A 19,756-nucleotide genomic window follows, 5' to 3' on the forward strand; every position below is an offset into this window, starting at 1 on the left:
ATTAAAAGTTTGCTGTTAAACCTAGGGTGATTGTTTTTATCGGAGGTGTGGTAGAGTTATCTACTACTGTTGAAAAGGTAGATAACTTAACAGGAACCTCGGGATCTTGTCCGGTATATTTGGTGAAGGTTAAAATATTTTCCATCATGATATTGGCACTTAAGCCCCTTACCCCGATACGTCTCAATAAATTTTTGCTGAAATCATATTTTAGGGTAATACTTCTCAAACGCAAATAAGAACCATCTTCCACATATCTGTCCGATCCTAAAAAGTTATAACCCGTTGCATAAGTAGCACGAGGAATATCGGTGATATCACCTTCGGCTCTCCATCTGCGTAGCACTGCTGTACTTTGATTATTAAAACCGTACATACTGGTGGTATTAATTTTTGTTCCATTGATAATTTGATATCCCGTTCTGTAGGTAAAGTTGGCACCTAAGCGCAGGTTACCATTGAAGGTTATAGCTGTACCAAAACCACCGGTTAAATTAGGGTTACCATTACCCAAATAGACAATATCCTTATAATCAATATTTCCATCGTGATTGATATCCTCATACATGGCATCGCCTGGCTGGAAAACATAATCGATAGATGGATAAGCGAAACGCATAAATATCTGCTGGCCATTCGGACCTACGATTTGGTTGCCGTTTTCATCCAGGGCAATTGTTGAATTTTTATCAACATACACACCTTTAAATTTAAATCCATAGAATGAACCAAATGGGTTATTTTCCTGCAAATAAACCTTGAAAGCGTTATTGGTAGTTATCCGAGCGTTATTTTCTCTAGGCACCAAAGGCGAGATCTCACGAATCATATTCTCATTGTGTGAAATATTAAAATTCACATCAATACGAAGTTTTTTTGATTTAACTGGCGTGTAAAACAAGCTGAATTCCCATCCCTGGTTATCCATTGTACCCACATTCATATCTACTCCAGAATAACCGTTGTAGGTAGGAATAGCGATGCCATTATAAAATAAATCGGTTGTACGTTTGCGGTAAACATCAATATCCATATTTAATGAATTTTTTAATAAAACCACCGTTAAACCAACGTTAGACTGCGTTACTTTTTCCCATCTTAAATCTGATAATTCGATATTAGATGGATATACGCCCGAAGATCCTAAGTAACTGAAACCATAATTCTGGTAAGTGTTGAAATAAGAGTAATCGTTTCTTGGAGCGTTACCAACCACACCATAACTTGCTCTTAAAGCTAAATTATCAATGTATTTGGTGGTGTTTTTCATAAATGGCTCTCCAGAGATTCTCCAAAGAACAGATGCCGATGGAAATAAACCGTACCGATTATTAGGACCAAATTTAGAGTTTCCATCGCCCCTAACTCCACCATTTACAATATAACGATCCATGAATTTATACTGCGCACTCACTAATAAACCAACAGAACGGCTTTGCGAAAATGAAGAATAAGCGGAGCCAGTTTGATTCGTTCTGCCATCAATGGAAGGATCGGCTAAAAAGGAAGAAGCTGTATTGGTTGCAAACATTCCTTGTCCTGTTCTTCTGCTGTCGTTACTATCAAATCTGGCAAAAGTGATTAAATCGTGGTTTTTGCCCAATGTTGGCGTATATGCCAAAGTGATATTGGTAGCCATAGTAAACGAATCACCATCAGAATCTCCGGCATAATTCACTACAGCTTCAGAGAACGGACGACCTGTGGCTACTTGAGGTAAAAACTTTTTAACTTTCGTATTATTAATATCCGCCTGGAAATTTGCGTTTAACCTCAATTTATCAGGGATGATTTGATATTGTAAACTAAATTTAGGAATGATCCGCTCTCCCAATTGCTGATTACTTGCTGCGAGCGCCATAGCCAACGGATTATAGGTTCCTAAAACACGGGAATTTGCAAAATCGTATACAAATCCTCCCTGTGCGGTTGTAGCCGGACTAAAGTAGTTTGAGGTAATGTTTCCATATTCGTCATACTCATACACGGCCTGATTAGGCATCTTGGTATAAGCCACATCTCTCACATTTGCGTCTCTCGATCCACTTGGATAAAGGTTTTTGTTATCAATGTGAGTGTAAGCGATATCTGCACTGAAACGAATTTTGGTTGATACGGTATAATCTAAATTTACCCTTGCACTTAAACGACCCAAACTCGTTCCAACAGTTGTACCATTTTGATTAAAATAATTGACTGATGCACGGTATTTTGCTTTCTCACCACCACCTGAGATCGATAAGTTATGATCTTGTAGGTAGCCAATTCTGGTAATGCTTTCTAACCAATTGGTGTTATTGCTGTAATTGTAGTAATTGTAAGGATCGTTGCGATCGTACTGAAACTGTTTTGCAAAATCTGAAGTAGCAAACTGCCTCCCCGCATTGTAAAACTCTTCTAAAATTAACGAGGAATATTGATTACCAGTCAACATTGGTATCGCACTTGGCTGCTTTGAATAAGAGCCTTTAAAGTTGTACGAAATGCTAGGTGGACCCAAAACACCTCTTTTGGTATTAATCACCAATACACCATTTGCAGCTCTCGAACCCCAAACCGCAGTTGCAGCAGCATCTTTTAAAACGCTGATGTCTTTGATATCAGATGGTGCAATGTTTAAAAGCTGACCATAATTATTTTCGTCTGATGTAGCGAAGTTAAAATCAGATGGAATCGTGATATCGTAAGGCATACCATCTACCACAATTAAAGGATCTACCGCACCATTGATTGACGATGTACCCCGAATTCTGATCTGCATGGGTGCACCTGGATCGCCGCTACTGGCCGCGATATCTAAACCCGCTAACCTTCCTTGCAAAGCCTGATCAATTGATGCAGCTTGCATATCTTCCAATTCTTTTGCATTGATGGTACCTACTGCCGAGGTTTGATCTCGCTTATCGATACTCATACCACTCCCGTTATCCGTTTTAGCCCGCGATACAATTTGAACCTCCTCCATCTGGTTGTCTGCAGATTCTAATTGAAAATTGATCACTGCTTTATCAATGGCAAGCGGTGCCGTAGATTTATAGCCAATGTAGGAAACCATGATCCTATAAGTTTTATCATTAACCGGAAGTGAGTAGTTTCCATCAATATCAGTGGAAACGCCTTTCATTACCCTGCGGTCTTTATCTACAATGGTTACAGAGGCACCAATAATGGGCTGGCGATCTTTCTTGTCGATTACTTTCCCCTTCACATAATTGATTTGCTGTGCAGATGCGATAGAAGACAACAGCAAACAGCATAGTAAAATAAAAATACTATATGTATATTTCTTAGTCATGTTGGTTAGAATTGATATTTTAGATAAGAGTTGATCTGGTGGATAACTGTTCTATTTGATAGTACATTACTTCTATCAGTAGCACCCAATAGCACATTCACTGTGGCACCGGTTACGTCACGCAATGAAAGTGTAGTAGTGGTATTCATAACCACATTTATTTTTGATGCATCGCCAGAATCACTTTTGAGAAGCGTTTCAAATTCACCTGTTTTTTGCCCATCACTCACTACAGTACTTTTATTGATGATGTGGTATTGGATAAACTTATTGATCAAGGTAACAGAAGCACCATCGGTAGCGGTGAAATTCGGAACGCCAGTAGTCACATTGCCCGGTAGCCAGCCAGCCTTTACAGCATTAACGATTGCGGCATTTGTTGGAATAAACACAGTATAACTCACCCCATCGGTTACTCCTGATATTGCACCAGTTGTTTTGTTATATAGGGTAGCATTATTAAATAAAAATTGAAAAAAGTTATAGTATGGGTCGGTAGCTACTGTACCGTATCTTTCGATGTGTTTACCAACATTAAGTGCGGTATAGGTTAAGGCCTCTTTGCCATAAACTACAGCACCGTTTACAGGGGTTGTGTTAATAGAATCAACAGGAATAGTTTGTTTTGCAACCGCAATGCTGTCTTGCGTACCTGCCGATAATAAGGTATTGCGGTTATATTTAATGTATTCGCCATTAGAAGTTTCCAAAATACCAGACCCAGATCTAAAATCAGGAATTGCCCTGTTGCCTAATGGAATAATATGTGTTTGCAAGATGCGTCTTAATGCTTGCAAATCTCCACGAATCGGCTGGCTTACAAAAAATGGTTCGTAAGAGAAGCCCATTTTCTTTAAAGTAACATCGGGGATCGGAATAATTACATATCTAATCGAAGGTGTTTTAAGCGGAATTGTTAAATTGAAATACAACAATGCCTGTTTCATGATATTGTAATCAGGATCGAGATTTACATTGCCATAAATTGTAGAGAATACGTTAGCATCCTGGCTTTTATTAGAACCATAGAAAAATCCATTGCTCAATACTTGTTTATCGATAATATCGGTAGTGCTTTGCTTGGTTATATCACCCAAAACATTTTGGGTGATGGCAAATTTAGCTGGCCACAAAGTAGTGTTGTAAAGATGAGAATTAACATAATCGCGAATTAAATCTGGCGCAACAACATAAAGTTCATTCAAAGTATTTACGCCTTTTTTTCTCCAGTATTTTAATAATACGTTTTTTGCATAAGCATCAACAGCAGCATTTGTAGGTGCAATTACACTGTAAGAACCTTGCTGAGCATCATTAGCATCTACCTTCAAAAAGTTTTCGTTATTTGGCGAGAAACCTAATAGTGTGCTATAACTCTTCACATATACATTGGCTGCTTTCCCGGTTAATACTTCGTAGCGATGCGATATATCTGCATTTAAGCCGTATGTTACAAATTTATCTAACAAACTTTTGAAAGTACTGTATTCTGGTTTAGATCCAACATACTGATCAATGCTTAATGGTGGCGTTAAAACGCGGTCGATTACGTGAATGACTCCGTTTTCTGCAATGATGTTTTGTTGATCGCCTAAAATATGAGCGGGACCAACGTTACTGCCATTGTAAGCAATATTAGGATAGAAAAAGTTATAATCTGCGGCAGATAAACCAGAGAAAGCCATAAATGGCGCTAAGAAGTAGGTTATACTTTTATTGTTAAAATCGCCTGCGAAGTAATTTCCGTTTCTATTGGTAGCGATAGCCTTGATAGGATTGCCGTTATTGTCTTTCTCGTCATAGACAAAATCGTAATAAACAGATCTCCTTCTAAATGCGGTATTTTTGATGAAACCTTTTACAGAGAAAAAATCACTCAGTTTTTCCGTTTTTTCCCCATCATAAATCATTGAATAACGGACAATCTTCGAAGCTAAATCTGCAGTAATTTCTGTAAGCGAATTTTCTTGTAGGTAAGTTTTAAACGCCTCATCAGTTGGTGCAAAAACTGTCCAAGAACCGGCCGTGCTTAAGGTTTCCTTGTAGCCAGCCTTGTCTATACATTCCAAAAATTTGGTAAACTTGCCCTTTGCCTGGAGCTGCTGATAGATAGGATCGCCTAAATTTTCGGGGCGACCATAAAATTCATCAAACTCTTTCTTCCGGCAACTGCTCAGAATAACAATAAATGTCAAAATGACGATTAAAAATTTTGGTAAAATTTTACTCATAATAATTTTATTGAATGCCAACGGCCATAAAACTAATTGCAAAACAGTACGCTATGAAGGATCGGAAAAATGTAATGATGAAAACGGAAAGAGCGTAGAAGTTTATTGCATAGATTCGCTAAACGAACGTTGTTTTAAATATTTGGTTAAAGATTATTTGGTTAGTAAACTTGACTAAAGATAAATAGGCTATCAATTATTCCCATCCTGTACCATCCTGTCATTTATTATGAAATATTATCATAAATGAAGTATCTGATGACGAAAGTTCATTTAAATCGATTTAGTTGAATACTGGGGTTTAAATACTAGCTCTAATTCATCTAACTATTATTAAAATAATACCAAATTAAATCAAAAATAAGGGGTGATTACTACCGGGCCAATCAATCCAGATGGCATTACTGACCATTTAGAGGCATCAAAATCTTTATAATTTATGTTTACAAAATTAATTTCGTGGTATTTTCGCCATTCTATTTTCTTGATATCCATATCACGGATTCGGTTAGCCATTAAATTTACCACTTCAATTTTGATCGTATTACTTCCCTGCTTCAGGTATTTACCTATTCGTGCCTGAAATGGAATACTCCATAAAATTCCGACCTCTTGTCCATTTATCCAAACCCGGGCACTTTCATCAACCTGATTAAGGTTTAATACATACTCTTTAGCCTTTTTCGATTTCAAATTAAATTTAGTCGTGTAAACTCCAGTTCCAGAGAACGCATCTAGCTTAGGGTCGTTCAGTTTTGTCCAGGAAACCAATTGATTTAGTTTCTGATCTGAGGGAAGCGCTGGTCCTCCTGCAGTAAAGTGTAATAACCATGGTTGGGTAATGGCAATTGGCTGCCCGCTTTTATTCAGATACTGCCAGGCAATATTATCTGATTGATTTTTGGACATATTAAGAAAGAGCGCCTCTCCTGATTTAATCTGCACATGAACATTTTTACCCTGCATCGCAGCGGAGCCGATAAGCCCACTTTGTGGGTCCATAATAGTAGCTTTTCCATCAGCGTTTATAGGAATCTGGGTATCGATATCTTTAGCCGTATGGTTTACCAAATAGTAATAAGTATCGCTATTCACTTTCCTTCTGATAAACTGCAAACCCGAATCGGTTAAAGCTTCTCTATTGATCGCAAGATGCGAAAGCGCTTGGGAAATATCAGCAGACAAAAGCACCTTACCCGCACCTATTGTATAAGTAAATGAGCCATTTTTTAAAGGTTTAAATACTATTTTAGACAAAGCTGCCTTCAATTCAGCTCTTCTATTTTCAAGGTTAGCTAAACCCGGAACATCTTTAGGCAATTCCTGAAAAATAACCGTTGCACCATTGTTCGCCAATTGTAGGATATTATCCAAAGTTTCGGGGCTCATCAAATTACAAGAAGGGATAATCAAGACCTTAAAAGGAGAAGCATTTTCTCCAGTACGAAGCACTCCGTTCTCTGCCTTAGTTTTCGCCAATAACCTATCTGAAGCGAAATCGAACGAATACCCGGATTTTGAAAGATTTTTAGCTAGTTTATAGAAAGCACTCGGATGGAGCCATTCATCAACATCGTGAACTTTTAGTGCCATATCCAATCCCTTCGCTTTATTCCACACATCGTAAACAGGCCAGTAGATCAGCAATTCATTATCAGATTTACCCGATTGTAAGATGGATTGACAACGAGCTAAGTAGTTATTTAAACCTTGGGCATGCGGCCACAAACTGTTGTTCGGGTTCATTTCTACAGAGGCATAAAACAACCAACCCGGCCAAGGCACGTTTTCAGGAGAATTTGTGGTCCCGTGATAAAAAATATGATTCACGCCAGATAAGAACAATTGTTCGGCTTCAGGCTTACATTGTGAATATGATGTTTTAAAATGCTCGGTAAGCCAGGTAAAAGTTTCAGAAGATACCAGCTTTTTCCCGCCGGTGTGCGCTGCTGAAGATGCAAATTTACTCATCATCGGATCAGGATCGACATTTCTAATATCAGCAGAATCTCTCCTCAAACCAGGAATAGCAAAGGCACTCGAGCCAAAAGTTTCGGTTTCAGGTATATCAACAGCGCCATAAAGATCAAGCAAATTGCCTGGTGAACCATGAGATTGGTTTTTTGTTAATGATTTTAACGCATGTGCCCAGTTCGTCCAATTTTTTGTGAAATTTTCCAGCAGCAATTCATCCATGGTTTCACGGTAGTCGGACTTTAAACGAGCAATATTTTCATTCGTTGAGTCTTTGCTTACCAAATCTTTTAAATGCGTGGCTAAATCATACCCGCGGTTCTTTTTAAATTGAGCGAAAAAAGTTGGGGTCCAGGTGGCGCCATACACTTCATAACTATCGTTAAAAAACGACCGTACTCCTTGTGGCTTATTCCGAAATGAATCGGTAAAGCGTTTTAAGTAAACATCTACCGAAGGTTTATCAAGGTGATCTAGTGTAAACCCCTCACCGCCAGGAGCGGCACGTTTTACCATCTGGCGGGTTTTACCGGCAAAAGCTGCATAAATTTGCCAAACTCCAGATTTCGGCGACCAGCTCAAACTCCCATCTTGATTTACAGCTGCAAATAAATCAGCTGTTTCACCATTTGGCCCGTAAGCGGTAAGCGCCTGCAATTTGGCAAAATCCTGTTTACTTTCCTTTACTTTTATTACCTCATTCAGCTTTTCGCCGGCAGCTAATTTGTATTCTTGCACAATTAATTTTGTTGCGGCATTTTCTGGCTTTACCTGCGGACCACCAAAGGGCCAGCCTGTTCCGGTATTCATATCTACGCCCATTCCGAGCGAATTGGCCTTATTGACTGTGTACTTTAATGCATTGATCCATTGGGGCGAAAGAAACGACAAATATTGCTTTTCATAACCCATGGCACCATAAATCGGCGTAATCTCTACCCCGCCCAAACCTGCAGCGGCATATTTTTGCAAAACGATGTTTAGATTCTTTTCATCTACGGCATTTCCCATCCACCACCATCGGGTCCATGGTTTCATTTGGCGCTCTATCTTCGGCCAGGTTACTTCCTTTTTAGAGACAGACTGGGCACTAGTTATATGGTAAGATAAAAAGCTTATAAAAAGCAGCGAGACGAATCGTTTAGTTTGCATAATTTTTAATCTAAATGAAATACCTGTTCTAATGGAATTGATACTGGAGATTGGTCTGCATTCGTTTCCATAATATCGGCCATGTATGCCCACCATTTCTTAACTATTGCTGTACTGCCCAAATCTTGCGATGAATTTCCATTTTGTTGTTGTACGGCAAATAAGGTATCGGTTTCTTCATCTAAAAAAATCGAATAATCACTGATCCCGTTTTCTTTGAGCAATACAGCCAACTCTGGCCAAATTTCATCGTGACGGGTTTTATATTCATCCTTAAATCCACGCTTAAGTTTCATTTTAAATGCAATTTTCATTTTTTTTTTATTTCTATGTTTTAGGATAACAAACCCAGCGCTATCATCCAGAAGTTAATCTACTTGATAAAATCGATCTGAGCGGCATTTTAAGGGCGGTCGTCGTTGCGAGGGAGTATTTCTTGACTGTTGCAATCTTCTCTTTTACGAATGAGATTGTGCCAAAGGCATTCCTCTGGAGCTTCAAATCGATGAAAAATCTATTTCGCAATGACGAAAATAAAAACATCAATGGTAGATACGAAGCATCCTTACCTTTCATCCCCACATTAATTTACTTTCAAACTAAGATCCCTGTCATTATTGCCAGTAGATTTTATCCAAATCACATTCACTTTAGCATCATAGTACCAACCAGCAGCTTTATCCAACGAATCCACGGATTTGAGCTTTTCCAACATATTCCCATTTTCGGAAACTGATTGTGGAGTTGTTCTACCATTCCAATGAATCTTCGCTAAATAGCGATGATTACTTGGCTTAAATGCCCCAGAAGGTTTTGCAATGTTTAATGTCAATTGGCTATCTTTTAACGACGAGGTGATTTTAGTCATCGAGAAGTTTCCTGTTTTATACGTTGAACTTAGGTTATCATCTTCGTAAAGATCATATTTTGAATCTGCGTAAGGAAAAACATCCAATGTGATTACGTCAACAGGCTTTTCTCCAGCATAAATCATTTCTGGTTGCATGGGAATAATGCTTCCAGCCTTTACAAAAAGTGGGATTGTATCTAATGGAGCCACTACATGATGGTAACTTTTGCCGGCAAACTTTTCTCCAGTATAATAATTAAACCAGGTGCCTTCTGGTAAATAAATAGACCGCGTAACAGCACCTTTGGTAGTTACCGGGGCAACCATAAAGTTGTCGCCAAACATATATTGATCGCCAATTTCGTAAACATTCTCATCATCTTGATGGTTTAAAACCAAAGCCCGCATCATTGGCAAACCTGTTGCATATTGCTGATGCATACTGCCGTATAAATATGGAAACAGACGGTAGCGTAGCAGATCATATTTTTTAAAATTCTGTAACGCCTGCTCTCCATAATTCCAGGGCTCTTTATAGCCTGGATGATCCATCCCAAATACAAGTGCTATGGGACTAAACATCCCAAACTGAACCCAACGAATGTATAACTCTGGATCGGCCTGATGTTCGAAACCGCCCATACAATGTGCCCATGAACCCACACCTGAAAGGCCAACATTTAAGCCTGACTTTACTACGGGTGCAAAATACTGCCATTCACTAGGCCAGTCGCCGGCAAAAATATAAGGATAACGTTGGATGCCTGAGTAACCCTCACGAGTTTGATTCAATCCACGAAAACCATTAAGCTTTTCAAATTCAAGAAAAGGTGCTTTGGCATAGGCTAGGGGAAATAAATTATGCAGTCGTTCTGCTTCTTTACCTGTTGGTCCAACTTTCTCACTCTCATTTGCCAGTGCACCAAAAGCACTTCCTTCATCGGTTTTAAGAAATTTAGCACCTAATTTTGCAACCCGCATCACCCCGTTATCCCACCACCATTGGGTCGCTTTGTCATCGAAAAAATTAACGAATTCTCCTGGTTTTCCATTTTCAGGATAGGTAAAGCCTTTCGCTTGTGCTTGATCTAATAGATTTAATTTTTTCGCATTATCAAACCGCGGACGAAGGTGTAATCCTACCATTTTGTAGTTCATGGCATAAATACTGTCAAACATTCCCTTTGGATTTTTGAAAGTATCTCGCCATTCGAAAGAGGTAGCCCCTTTCCCACCCTTTTCGCCAAACAATCTCCAGGTAGAATCAAGCCAAAGCAAATCAACTGGAATCCCTAATGCTCTATATTTTCCAGCCAATTCAACTACGTATTGGTCTGAAGTTTTATCTTCATATCCCCAGGTTCCTCCGCTATAGGTACCGGCATGCAAACCAAGTGCAAATTGCGGTAACATGGGCGATTTTCCAGTGATGGAAGTGTAAGAATTTAATATTTCAGGAAAAGTGGGTCCGTAAATAAAATAGTAATCCAGTTCTCCATCGGCCGCTTTGAAGCTGTATTGATCTTTGTTTGATGCGCCCATATCCCACTCTGTGGCAAAAGAATTATGAAAGAAAATGCCATAACCTTTTGTACTCATAAAAAACGGAACAGGACAATAATTTGCCTCTAAAATATTATAGGCGCCAATGGCATGGGGCAAACCTTTACCACGACCAACATTTAAAGTAACTTTTTTAAAACGGCGATCCATAAAATCCATCCTTTCTCCAAAGCCGAAAAAATGCTCATCAGACTGAAGCTTCTTAGTTACGCCAACTTTTGAAGCAGACTTAGTAATCGACCCATTATTTTCAGCACTTAAAAGTTTTCCTTCCAAATCAAAAACATCCATTTTAAATGGAGTTTTATAAATTTTAATTAAGAGTTTGGCCGTGGAGATTATAAACTGATCTTTCTTTTCCTCAACTTTAGCAGTAACATTCGGCCAGCTATATTTAATCACCATTAAATTTTCATTTGCCTCGTATTTTCCGTTCCAGCTTGATCTGATTCGGAACATTTCCGGGGTACAAAAATCAAGCTTCACCTCACCATTTGTAGTTAGGAATGAAATTGCGTTACCATCTTTTTTAAAGCCCGATTTATAGTTTCCAATGGTTTGAGCGGAAGCTGTAAATGAGATTAAAAGAAAAGTAAAAGCCAGATATTTTTTCAACATAGTATTTGTGATGGAGTATTGCTATTTTTTCAATTTATAAATCTCGGCACCGGCCAGTAAGAAGCAGCCCAATCCATAATCCTCAAAATCAGGCTTGCTGGTATAGGTCACAGGTTGTCCATCTTTCGGCTCTTTACCTGTACCCTGCGTATACCCCAGGAAGCCATCTTTTTGAACCGCGTATTTTGCCATGCCATTCCATGCTTTATTGATAATTGGCAAATAAGTTTTCTTATCTAAAATACCTTTGTTAACACCCCAAGCCATCCCATAGATAAATAAGGAGGTTCCTGAAGTTTCCTTACCCCCAAAATGATTCGGATCTTGTAAACTTACATTCCAAAATCCGTCTGTGCGTTGCAATGGAACCAAAGCTTTGATCATTTCATGGTAGGTTTTCAAATATTCGTCATAACCAGCTGCGTTTTTTGGCATAATATCCAATACCCTCACCAGTGCCGCAACTACCCATCCATTTCCCCGCGACCAATAACAATCTTCGCCATTTGGCTCTTTATACGGCGGTACGAAATCTTTATCTCGCCACCAAAGGCCATCCTTTTCGTTGTATAAACCGCCACCCTGCACATTTTTGCTGTGTAAATACATTTTATACATGTAATCGTAATAGCTGTTATCGTTGTACAGATTCCCTAACTTTGCAAAAACAGGCATTCCCATTTGCAAAGCATCTATCCAGGTCCAATCGTCTACCTTACCAGATTTAACCACCATATCAATCGATGCCTTTATATCTTTTATACGCTCTGGCTTTTTGTCGATGTTATAAAGTTCAATATAAGTTTGACCACAAGCATGATTGTCTGCATCTCGCGTTTTCACACCATCTCTTAATCCCCAATGATGTTTTTCGCCCCATTGAACGGCGTAGTCATAATATTTCTGTTCACGATTAACTTCATACAAAGCCATTAATCCTTCATAATAAACCGCCCTGGTCCAAAGGTTACTTGGCCGCTCTTTGTTGGTGATGATAGATTTACCAGCATCGGGCCATTTGTTCATGAAATAGGTATTGGTTAATTTCATGGCACTTAAAACCGCTTTTTTATTTGGAATTTTCTGCGCAAAAACTAGCTGCGCTGATAAGCCAATGATGAGGGAGAAAAGGAATGTGAATTTCTTCATTATTATTAATTTATGGTTGCCATTAGGTTTAAATCGGAAACAATCTCTTCAACGTTGGTGCTTTCAGATTGCCGCCTTAGGCGCTATGACAATAGGTTTTCTAATTTGAATTTGGTTTAGGCTTTAACTCGTCAGGACTATCTTTTGTAAACGTATCGAACTGAATTTTAGATGGGCTTTCGAAAATATCCTTTACAGTATTGTAGGCCACTTCATACTTCGGCTTAAAGTTTTCAGACATCATGTATCGCTGCAAGCTAAAAAAAAGTTGCTGTGCCGCAGGCGAATCTTTCAAATCGGGATTTAGATTGGCACTTGAAATAATCAATTTGCCTTTACCCACTTTTGCCTCTAAAACTAAAGCCAGTTTACGATTTAGAAACCAGGTATCAATCGGTTGAACGATCGGCTTAAATCCTTTAGGAAAATCTTCCAAATTCATTACCTGCGCTTTATTTACAATTTCCCACCATTGCATATTGCTGTGGCTTTCAGTCGGGAAGTTTTCAAAGGCTGGATTTGCTGGATCGCAAAGAATGCCTAATGTATGCGGCGGACGCATTTTAAACCAGGATGTATTCCAGAAAACGGGCAAAAATGTTTGAACCACTTCCTTACCCTTTATTACTTTGCCTGCTGCGTTTAAGAATACATTTCCGCCTTCATCCAATATCTTTTTTGCCTGATCGTCCAACCTATCTGTATAATAAAAACTGGTTTTAAATTTTGGAAGTTCTGCCGGATAAACCCAAAAGCTCCAATCGTTGGCAAAATCGGTACCATCAATGTTTACTTCTACATTTAACTTGGTGGCTTTTTGAATAGTATTCAAATCAAATTTGATATCGCCAATTACAATTCCATTTGCAACGGGCAATGTTTGCGGACTAAAAGCGCCTTGAGCCAATGTTAATCCCGAAGCATCTTTTATAGTCCATAAAACCTTGGCATCTTTTAATGGCGCTTTGCCAAAGTGCGCAACCTGAACAGCAGCAGTTAGCGTTTCGTTGTTGGTATAAACAAATTTAGGAACGTTAAGCAATGGAACTGTGCTGTTCGAAAACCGTCTAAATTCTTTAGCAGTGATGTATCCTTTCTCATCCCAAAAGGCATCCAAAACACCAACCAAAGCTGTTCCCTGGCCAGGGTAATCATTTAATGACAGTAATTGATAACCATTGTAATTTGGGGTTCTTAAAGCTTTCTCAATTTCATTTTTATAACAAAGGGCTTGTAATTTTCCCGAAGCCATTAAAAAATCTTTGGCCTGGTCAGCCATATCATGATCGGCTAAATCTTCCTGAAACATCTCGAAGTTTTTCGGCTTGTAAACACCGATATATTTTTTCATTTCCGCAAAATTTGGAAATGCACAATATTGTCCCATTTCGTGGGCCACAAATGGAACGGTGAATTGTTCAATTTGCTTGGCGTAAGTAGAAATGCTTTCTGGTTTTTTATTCCAATCTAAGCCCCGGGCACCAGCACGAACCATATATTCATTATTTGGGATTACCGGCCAACTGCCACCTACTGATGCTCCGGTGTACAATCTTCTCGAATCTTTCGCTTTCCAATAATTATTAAATTTTGTTAGATATTCTACCTGTCTGCCCCGAGGCTCGTTGCCGTAAGCCATCATACAAAACGAGGCGTAGTTGCCGTAATTTTTAGTCATCCGATTTGTTTCATCATAGATGAATTGATCAATTGGCTTCCCTTCGCCTATTGATGTACCATGGTTGGCCCAACTTGGCCCTTCAGGTTGCAAATAAAATCCAGTTAAATCGGCGGCAATAAAAGCGGCTTCGGGTGGGCACCAGGAGTGGAAACGCATGTGGTTTAATCCATGCGCTTTTGATATTTTGAAAATTCGCTCCCAGGCAGCAACATCCATAGATGGATAACCGGTTAATGGAAATTCGCAATTGTTAGCTGTTCCACGTAAAAATACCGGGCGACCATTAATTTCAAAACTTCTGCCAACAGCCTTAAACTCACGCATGCCAAACTGAACATTTTTCGTGTCCTTTTTACCATCTTTAGCAGTTAGAGTAGCTGTTAAGCGATATAAAGCGGGATCAAATTCATCCCAGGTGGCAATGTTACCGCCCATTGGCAAATCGATTTCTAAAGTACCTACTCCATTTTTAAGTTGATATGGAACCGTTACCGGCTTTACACTGATAATATTTTTGGTGTTAAAACTTTTTGCAGATAAAGTAACCTTCCCGCTGGAAGAAATATTAGAACCTGCTTTAAGTTCAATTTTTACTTTTGCAGATTTTTTCTTTAAGTCTGGATAAATCTGAACATCTTCAAAGTATACAGGAGAGCCAGCCTGTAAAAACATTTTGCCCACTACACCATTCCAGTTTCCCTGCGTATGGTCTGTTAAACTGTGAGAATCCTGACCGACATTAATGGCTTTAATCCGATTGTCTATTAACAATGTGATGGTGTGTTTTCCTGCTTTTAAATTTGCTGGCAACTCAAAATTTTGTGCCACCACAAAGGTGTATTGCGTGCCAATTTCCACGTCATCAATCCAAACACGTGTTTCTGAGTGGGGATATTCGAGAGATAAAACCACCCGCTGCCCTTTCCAGTTTGCCGAAATTTCTACATCTTTCTGATACCATGCGGCACCTGTATAATGTTTTGCAGGGGTTAACCAGAAAGGAATTTTAAGGTTCCCAGGTTTACGATATTTTTCCAAACGTGGATGATAGAAATAAGAACTATCGTAAATACTTCCCGTCCATTTTGTTTTAAGCGTGATATCGTCGCCCTTTAAATTTTCTGCCATAGAACCAGGCAAGTTTATAGTTTCGGGCAATTTGGTATTGTACCATTTCGCCTTGATGCCTTCGTCACCAGCATCAATTTTAAACCTCCATTTCCCTGAAACAGAAATGGTTTGACCGAAGCTGCTCGTAGAAAAAACGGTTAGGAAACATATAGCCAGTGCTACACATTTTGCAAACGACAATACTTTTATCTGCATAATTTTATCTGAAATGAATGCTAAAGCATTCTATATATTTGGTTAAGGGCACTATAATAGCATTAAATATAAATATGGGCAACCTGTAGTGTCCTGTTAAACCTTATTTATTCGTAGTGATTTTGAACTGTGTCCAAAGCAAAAATGGAATTGTTCGAGATCTTATTAATGAGTTTTTGTAGAAGGAGATCTCTCCGCTTTGCAAAACCGCGTTCGAGAAGACGATCAGTTAGAGGTAAGAACCCTATTTTATATATTAACTCTATTTTAAGTAAGCTTTCAGCTTATTTTTTTTCAATGCTTTCAAGCCCTCCACAACTATTGCAGCATTTACTTTGGCGCCATCTTCATTGGTATGTGTATGGTCCTTTTCAGTGAAATAGCTTTTAATTTGATCTGCTGATGAAAACGAATACTTATCTTTAATCAATTGGTTTAAGGGAATAAAATCTACGTTTTCAGCCTTTGCAACTTCTTGCGCCCATCCAGCATAACTATCATTCACTAAAATTACTTTACCATCTTTTACCGGATTTCTGGGAATCGACGAGCAAATAATTGGCGTTGCGCCTTTAGCCTTGATGTCTTTTATAAACTTCCGCATATACCAGCCATAGGTATAAACAGTTTCCTGTTTCTTTTTGATGGGGTTGAAAGTATTTTTGCTTTCCATGCCGATACCTTTTATAGTACCACGGGCACGTGCAGTATCATCAAGCGGACTGCTGTCGTTGTGTCCAAACTGCATCATCACAAAATCCCCTTTTTTTACCTTGTTTAAAACGGCATCCCATAAACCATTGGTTTGAAATGTCCTGCTGCTTGTTCCGCCCAGGGCATCATTTTCAACATTAATTTTTTCTGTATTGAAAAAATTTTCAATAAAACTTCCCCATCCCCATAAAGCACCATCGCCTTTCCCCTTTCCGTTTTTTACAGTAGAATCTCCTATTAAAAATAAGGTTGGTTTCTGTTTTTGCTTTAAGATCATGCAAGAAGAAAAGACGAGAAAGGCACCTGTTAAGATAAGCGCTAAGTATGTTTGTTTTGATTTCATAAGAATTTATTTTAAAAGGATAATGGTAAAGAATTTTAAGACTTCTATTTTTTGTTAGGTCATGTTTTGCAAAAGATCTCGATCAATTTTATCGTCCTTCGACAAGCTCAGGATGAAAATCGTAACCTATGATACAGCCAAATTCATCTTACAATAAATAATTTTTCAGTTTACAGCCCTTCAGTTTCTTAATTCCTTCTACCACCGATTGTGCATTTAGTTTAGCACCTTCCAAATTGGTATGTGTATGGTCTCCAGGAAAAAAGGCTTTAACTTTTTCAGGTCCCAGCTCGTCATATTTATCACCAGTAATTTTGTTGAGATCAACGAAATAAGCGTGCTCTTGCTCGGCTACTTCTGCGGCCCATTTTCCAAAGCTTTGATCAGCCCGGAGCACTTTGCCATCTTTAAATTGATTTCTGGGAATCATAGAAACCACAATTGGCGTGGCGCCTTTGGCCTTCGTTTCGCGAACGAACTTGCGAATATACCAACCATAAGTATGTACAGTTTCCATCTTTCCATCAGGCCAGGTTAGCACTTTTGTTTCTTCTCCAGTTCCTTTCAAAACACCCCTTCTGCCAGCTTTTGTGGTGTCGGGTTCGCTACCATCGTTATGCCCAAACTGCATCGTTACAAAATCACCAGGCTTTAACGTTTCCAAAACTCTATCCCATCTTCCTTCTGAAAGAAAAGTTCTTGTACTTCTGCCCGCCATGGCATTATTTTCTACATGAATTCTGGTGGTATCAAAAAGTGCGGCAATTGGTGTGCCCCAACCCCAGGTTTCTTTATTTGAATTACGTACGGTAGAGTCGCCAATGGTATGAAGTGCTGGTTTTTCAGGCTTAATAAATGCTGAAGCAACGGTAAATATCGCTGCAAATGCAAATAGCTTTATTGATATTGATTTCATATGTTTATATTCTTTTCAAATTTGTAGATATTAAACTGAGCTTGTTGATAATTAATTCTGCCTATTTTATGTTTTGAGCTGCAGGCTTAACAAGTATAATATTTGGTTTTGGTGCCTTTTTCATTCCATAGCCAAAATAAAAACCAGTATGCGGAGGCTGGTTGTAGCCAACATTTTGCCACGCAATGCTCAGGCGATATTGTGGATCATGCATCAAGGTATAATTTCTATGCTCCGTTGGAATAGTCGTGGTGTAAATTCGGAGACTTTGATTGTCATACGACCGGAGAACAAGCTCTTCACGCCAATCGCCAAAAAGGTCTGCACTTAATGTTGGGGTGGACTTTGTCCAGTTATTCGCAATAGCACCATCAGCGGTCAAAAGTCTTCCACCGTTATATTTATCGATATGATTGCCATCTAAAAGTTCTCTGGAAGGATCTTCATCCCAGTAAATCAAAAAGTTGGTAGATCGTGGCTGTGCTCCAATTCTATTACCCTTAATATCGAATAAACCGTTGGAACCCGACCACCACATTTGCGCACCAACCCTGGTATTGTCTATGTTATCTGCCACACCTCTTCCCACGTCTTCATCTTCGGATCCATGCCATAGAATTTCGCCAGTTCTTGCGTCGTAAACTGCCACTCCAGGCCCTTTTGTTCCTTCTTCAATTTCGTGGACACCAAAAACTTCTAGTCCCGGTCTTTCGGGATCAAGATCGGAAACATGCAAGGCATCGCCATGGCGTAAACCAGTTGTGTATAAACCTTTTCCGTTATCGTCCACACACATCGACCCGAAAATAATTTCATCCTTTCCATCCCCATCTACATCAGCTACGCTTAAATTATGGTTTCCCATTCCTGAAAACGGGCTTCTTCCATCTTTTGAGTCAAAAACCCATCTGGAGGAAAGCTTGCCCCCTCGCCAATCCCAAGCTGCTAAAACGGTTCTACCATAATAACCTCTGGCCATCACCACACTCGGGTGGATGCCATCAAGGTAGGCGATACATGCTGTAAAACGATCAACCCGATTTCCTGAATTATCGTTTTTGCCATTACCACCTTTTCCACCCCAAGCGCTAATGTCGCCTCTCGCAGGAATATAATCTGTAGTCGCCAAAGCTTCGCCTGTTTTGCCGCTAAAAATGGTAAAAAATTCTGGGCCTTCTAAAATCCGTCCATTGCGATTGCGATAATCTTTTGTTGAATCGCCTATTACTTTCCCTATGCCATCAATAGTACCATCAGCAGTTTTACAGGCGAATTCGGCAATTCCGTCTCCATCTAAATCGTAAACCATAAACTGTGTATAATGAGCACCTTCTCTGATGTTCTTGCCCAAATTAATCTCCCACAAAAAAGTACCATCAATTTTGTAAGCCTGAAAAATTGGTGGATCCGTTAGTCCATTTGATGAATTATCACGACTTCTACCCGTTTGGTGCAAAACAATATCATATTCCCCATCGCCATCGAGATCACCTACCGATGCATCATTAGGCGTATATCCAACTGGAGTTTTTAATGGAATAGTTAAATATTGATTTACAGCGCTTTTAGCCTTTAATAAGAAGGGTTTGCTCGCTTCTTGCTCCTGATTTTTTATTATCGCTTTCACAAAATAGCTATTATCCAAATCAGGATTTATCGCAACATCAACAAAATTTGTTCCTTTGGATAGCGGGGTTTGATTCAACTTTTTAGCTGTTGTATTGGCTGTTTTCCGATAAAGATTAAAAGTGATGTCATCAGGTTCAGTCCCTAAAATCCTCCAGCTGATAAATACCGAATCAGCACCCTGGCGAACGGCAACCACTCCTCTCCCCAGGTTTTCCATTTGGCGCTGGGCAGAAACATACAATGATGAAATGATCATCAGCAGCAGGAAGCCGAATTTCAAAACGACTGGTTTATCTTTCATCAAATTGTCTTCTT

10 protein-coding genes are annotated in these 19,756 nt (G+C 39.2%); all 10 read right to left on the bottom strand.

Features of this window, described 5'->3' with window-relative positions:
* Position 1: 1 nt before the first annotated feature.
* The 10 genes from ASE92_RS05870 to ASE92_RS05920 all read right to left on the bottom strand — a co-directional run bounded on the left by ASE92_RS05870 (position 2) and on the right by ASE92_RS05920 (position 19,742).
* The gene (locus ASE92_RS05870) at positions 2-3,295 is read right to left on the bottom strand and encodes a SusC/RagA family TonB-linked outer membrane protein (protein WP_056849108.1); all 3,294 of its coding nucleotides are present in this window, start codon (positions 3,293-3,295) and stop codon (positions 2-4) included.
* Positions 3,296-3,300: 5 nt separating this feature from the next.
* Positions 3,301-5,526: a fasciclin domain-containing protein gene (locus tag ASE92_RS05875; protein ID WP_056849109.1), complete on the bottom strand. Its 2,226-nt coding sequence runs from the start codon at positions 5,524-5,526 to the stop codon at positions 3,301-3,303.
* Between the two features lie 354 nt (positions 5,527-5,880).
* The gene (locus tag ASE92_RS05885; RefSeq protein ID WP_056849111.1) at positions 5,881-8,652 is read right to left on the bottom strand and encodes a glycosyl hydrolase; all 2,772 of its coding nucleotides are present in this window, start codon (positions 8,650-8,652) and stop codon (positions 5,881-5,883) included.
* Positions 8,653-8,657: 5 nt separating this feature from the next.
* A complete protein-coding gene (gene rhaM, locus ASE92_RS05890; protein ID WP_056849112.1) occupies positions 8,658-8,966 on the bottom strand; it encodes an L-rhamnose mutarotase in 309 nt (102 codons plus the stop codon).
* A 269-nt stretch (positions 8,967-9,235) separates the two neighbouring features.
* Positions 9,236-11,683: a glycoside hydrolase family 31 protein gene (locus ASE92_RS05895; protein ID WP_056849113.1), complete on the bottom strand. Its 2,448-nt coding sequence runs from the start codon at positions 11,681-11,683 to the stop codon at positions 9,236-9,238.
* Between the two features lie 21 nt (positions 11,684-11,704).
* On the bottom strand, positions 11,705-12,832 hold the full coding sequence (locus ASE92_RS05900) for a glycoside hydrolase family 88 protein (RefSeq protein ID WP_056849114.1): 1,128 nt from the start codon (positions 12,830-12,832) through the stop codon (positions 11,705-11,707).
* A gap of 100 nt (positions 12,833-12,932) precedes the next feature.
* Positions 12,933-15,839 carry a sugar-binding domain-containing protein gene (locus ASE92_RS05905; protein ID WP_056849115.1) on the bottom strand — a complete coding sequence of 969 codons (2,907 nt, stop codon included), beginning with the start codon at positions 15,837-15,839 and terminating at the stop codon, positions 12,933-12,935.
* Between the two features lie 262 nt (positions 15,840-16,101).
* Positions 16,102-16,896, bottom strand: coding sequence for a rhamnogalacturonan acetylesterase (locus tag ASE92_RS05910; RefSeq protein WP_056849116.1), 795 nt, complete (start codon positions 16,894-16,896; stop codon positions 16,102-16,104).
* A gap of 148 nt (positions 16,897-17,044) precedes the next feature.
* Positions 17,045-17,812, bottom strand: a complete 768-nt coding sequence (locus tag ASE92_RS05915; RefSeq protein WP_056849117.1) for a rhamnogalacturonan acetylesterase — start codon at positions 17,810-17,812, stop codon at positions 17,045-17,047.
* Between the two features lie 61 nt (positions 17,813-17,873).
* Positions 17,874-19,742, bottom strand: coding sequence for a rhamnogalacturonan lyase (locus ASE92_RS05920; protein WP_056849118.1), 1,869 nt, complete (start codon positions 19,740-19,742; stop codon positions 17,874-17,876).
* Between the last annotated feature and the right edge of the window lie 14 nt (positions 19,743-19,756).

The sequence above is a fragment of the Pedobacter sp. Leaf41 genome (assembly GCF_001422545.1).
Lineage (GTDB): Bacteria > Bacteroidota > Bacteroidia > Sphingobacteriales > Sphingobacteriaceae > Pedobacter.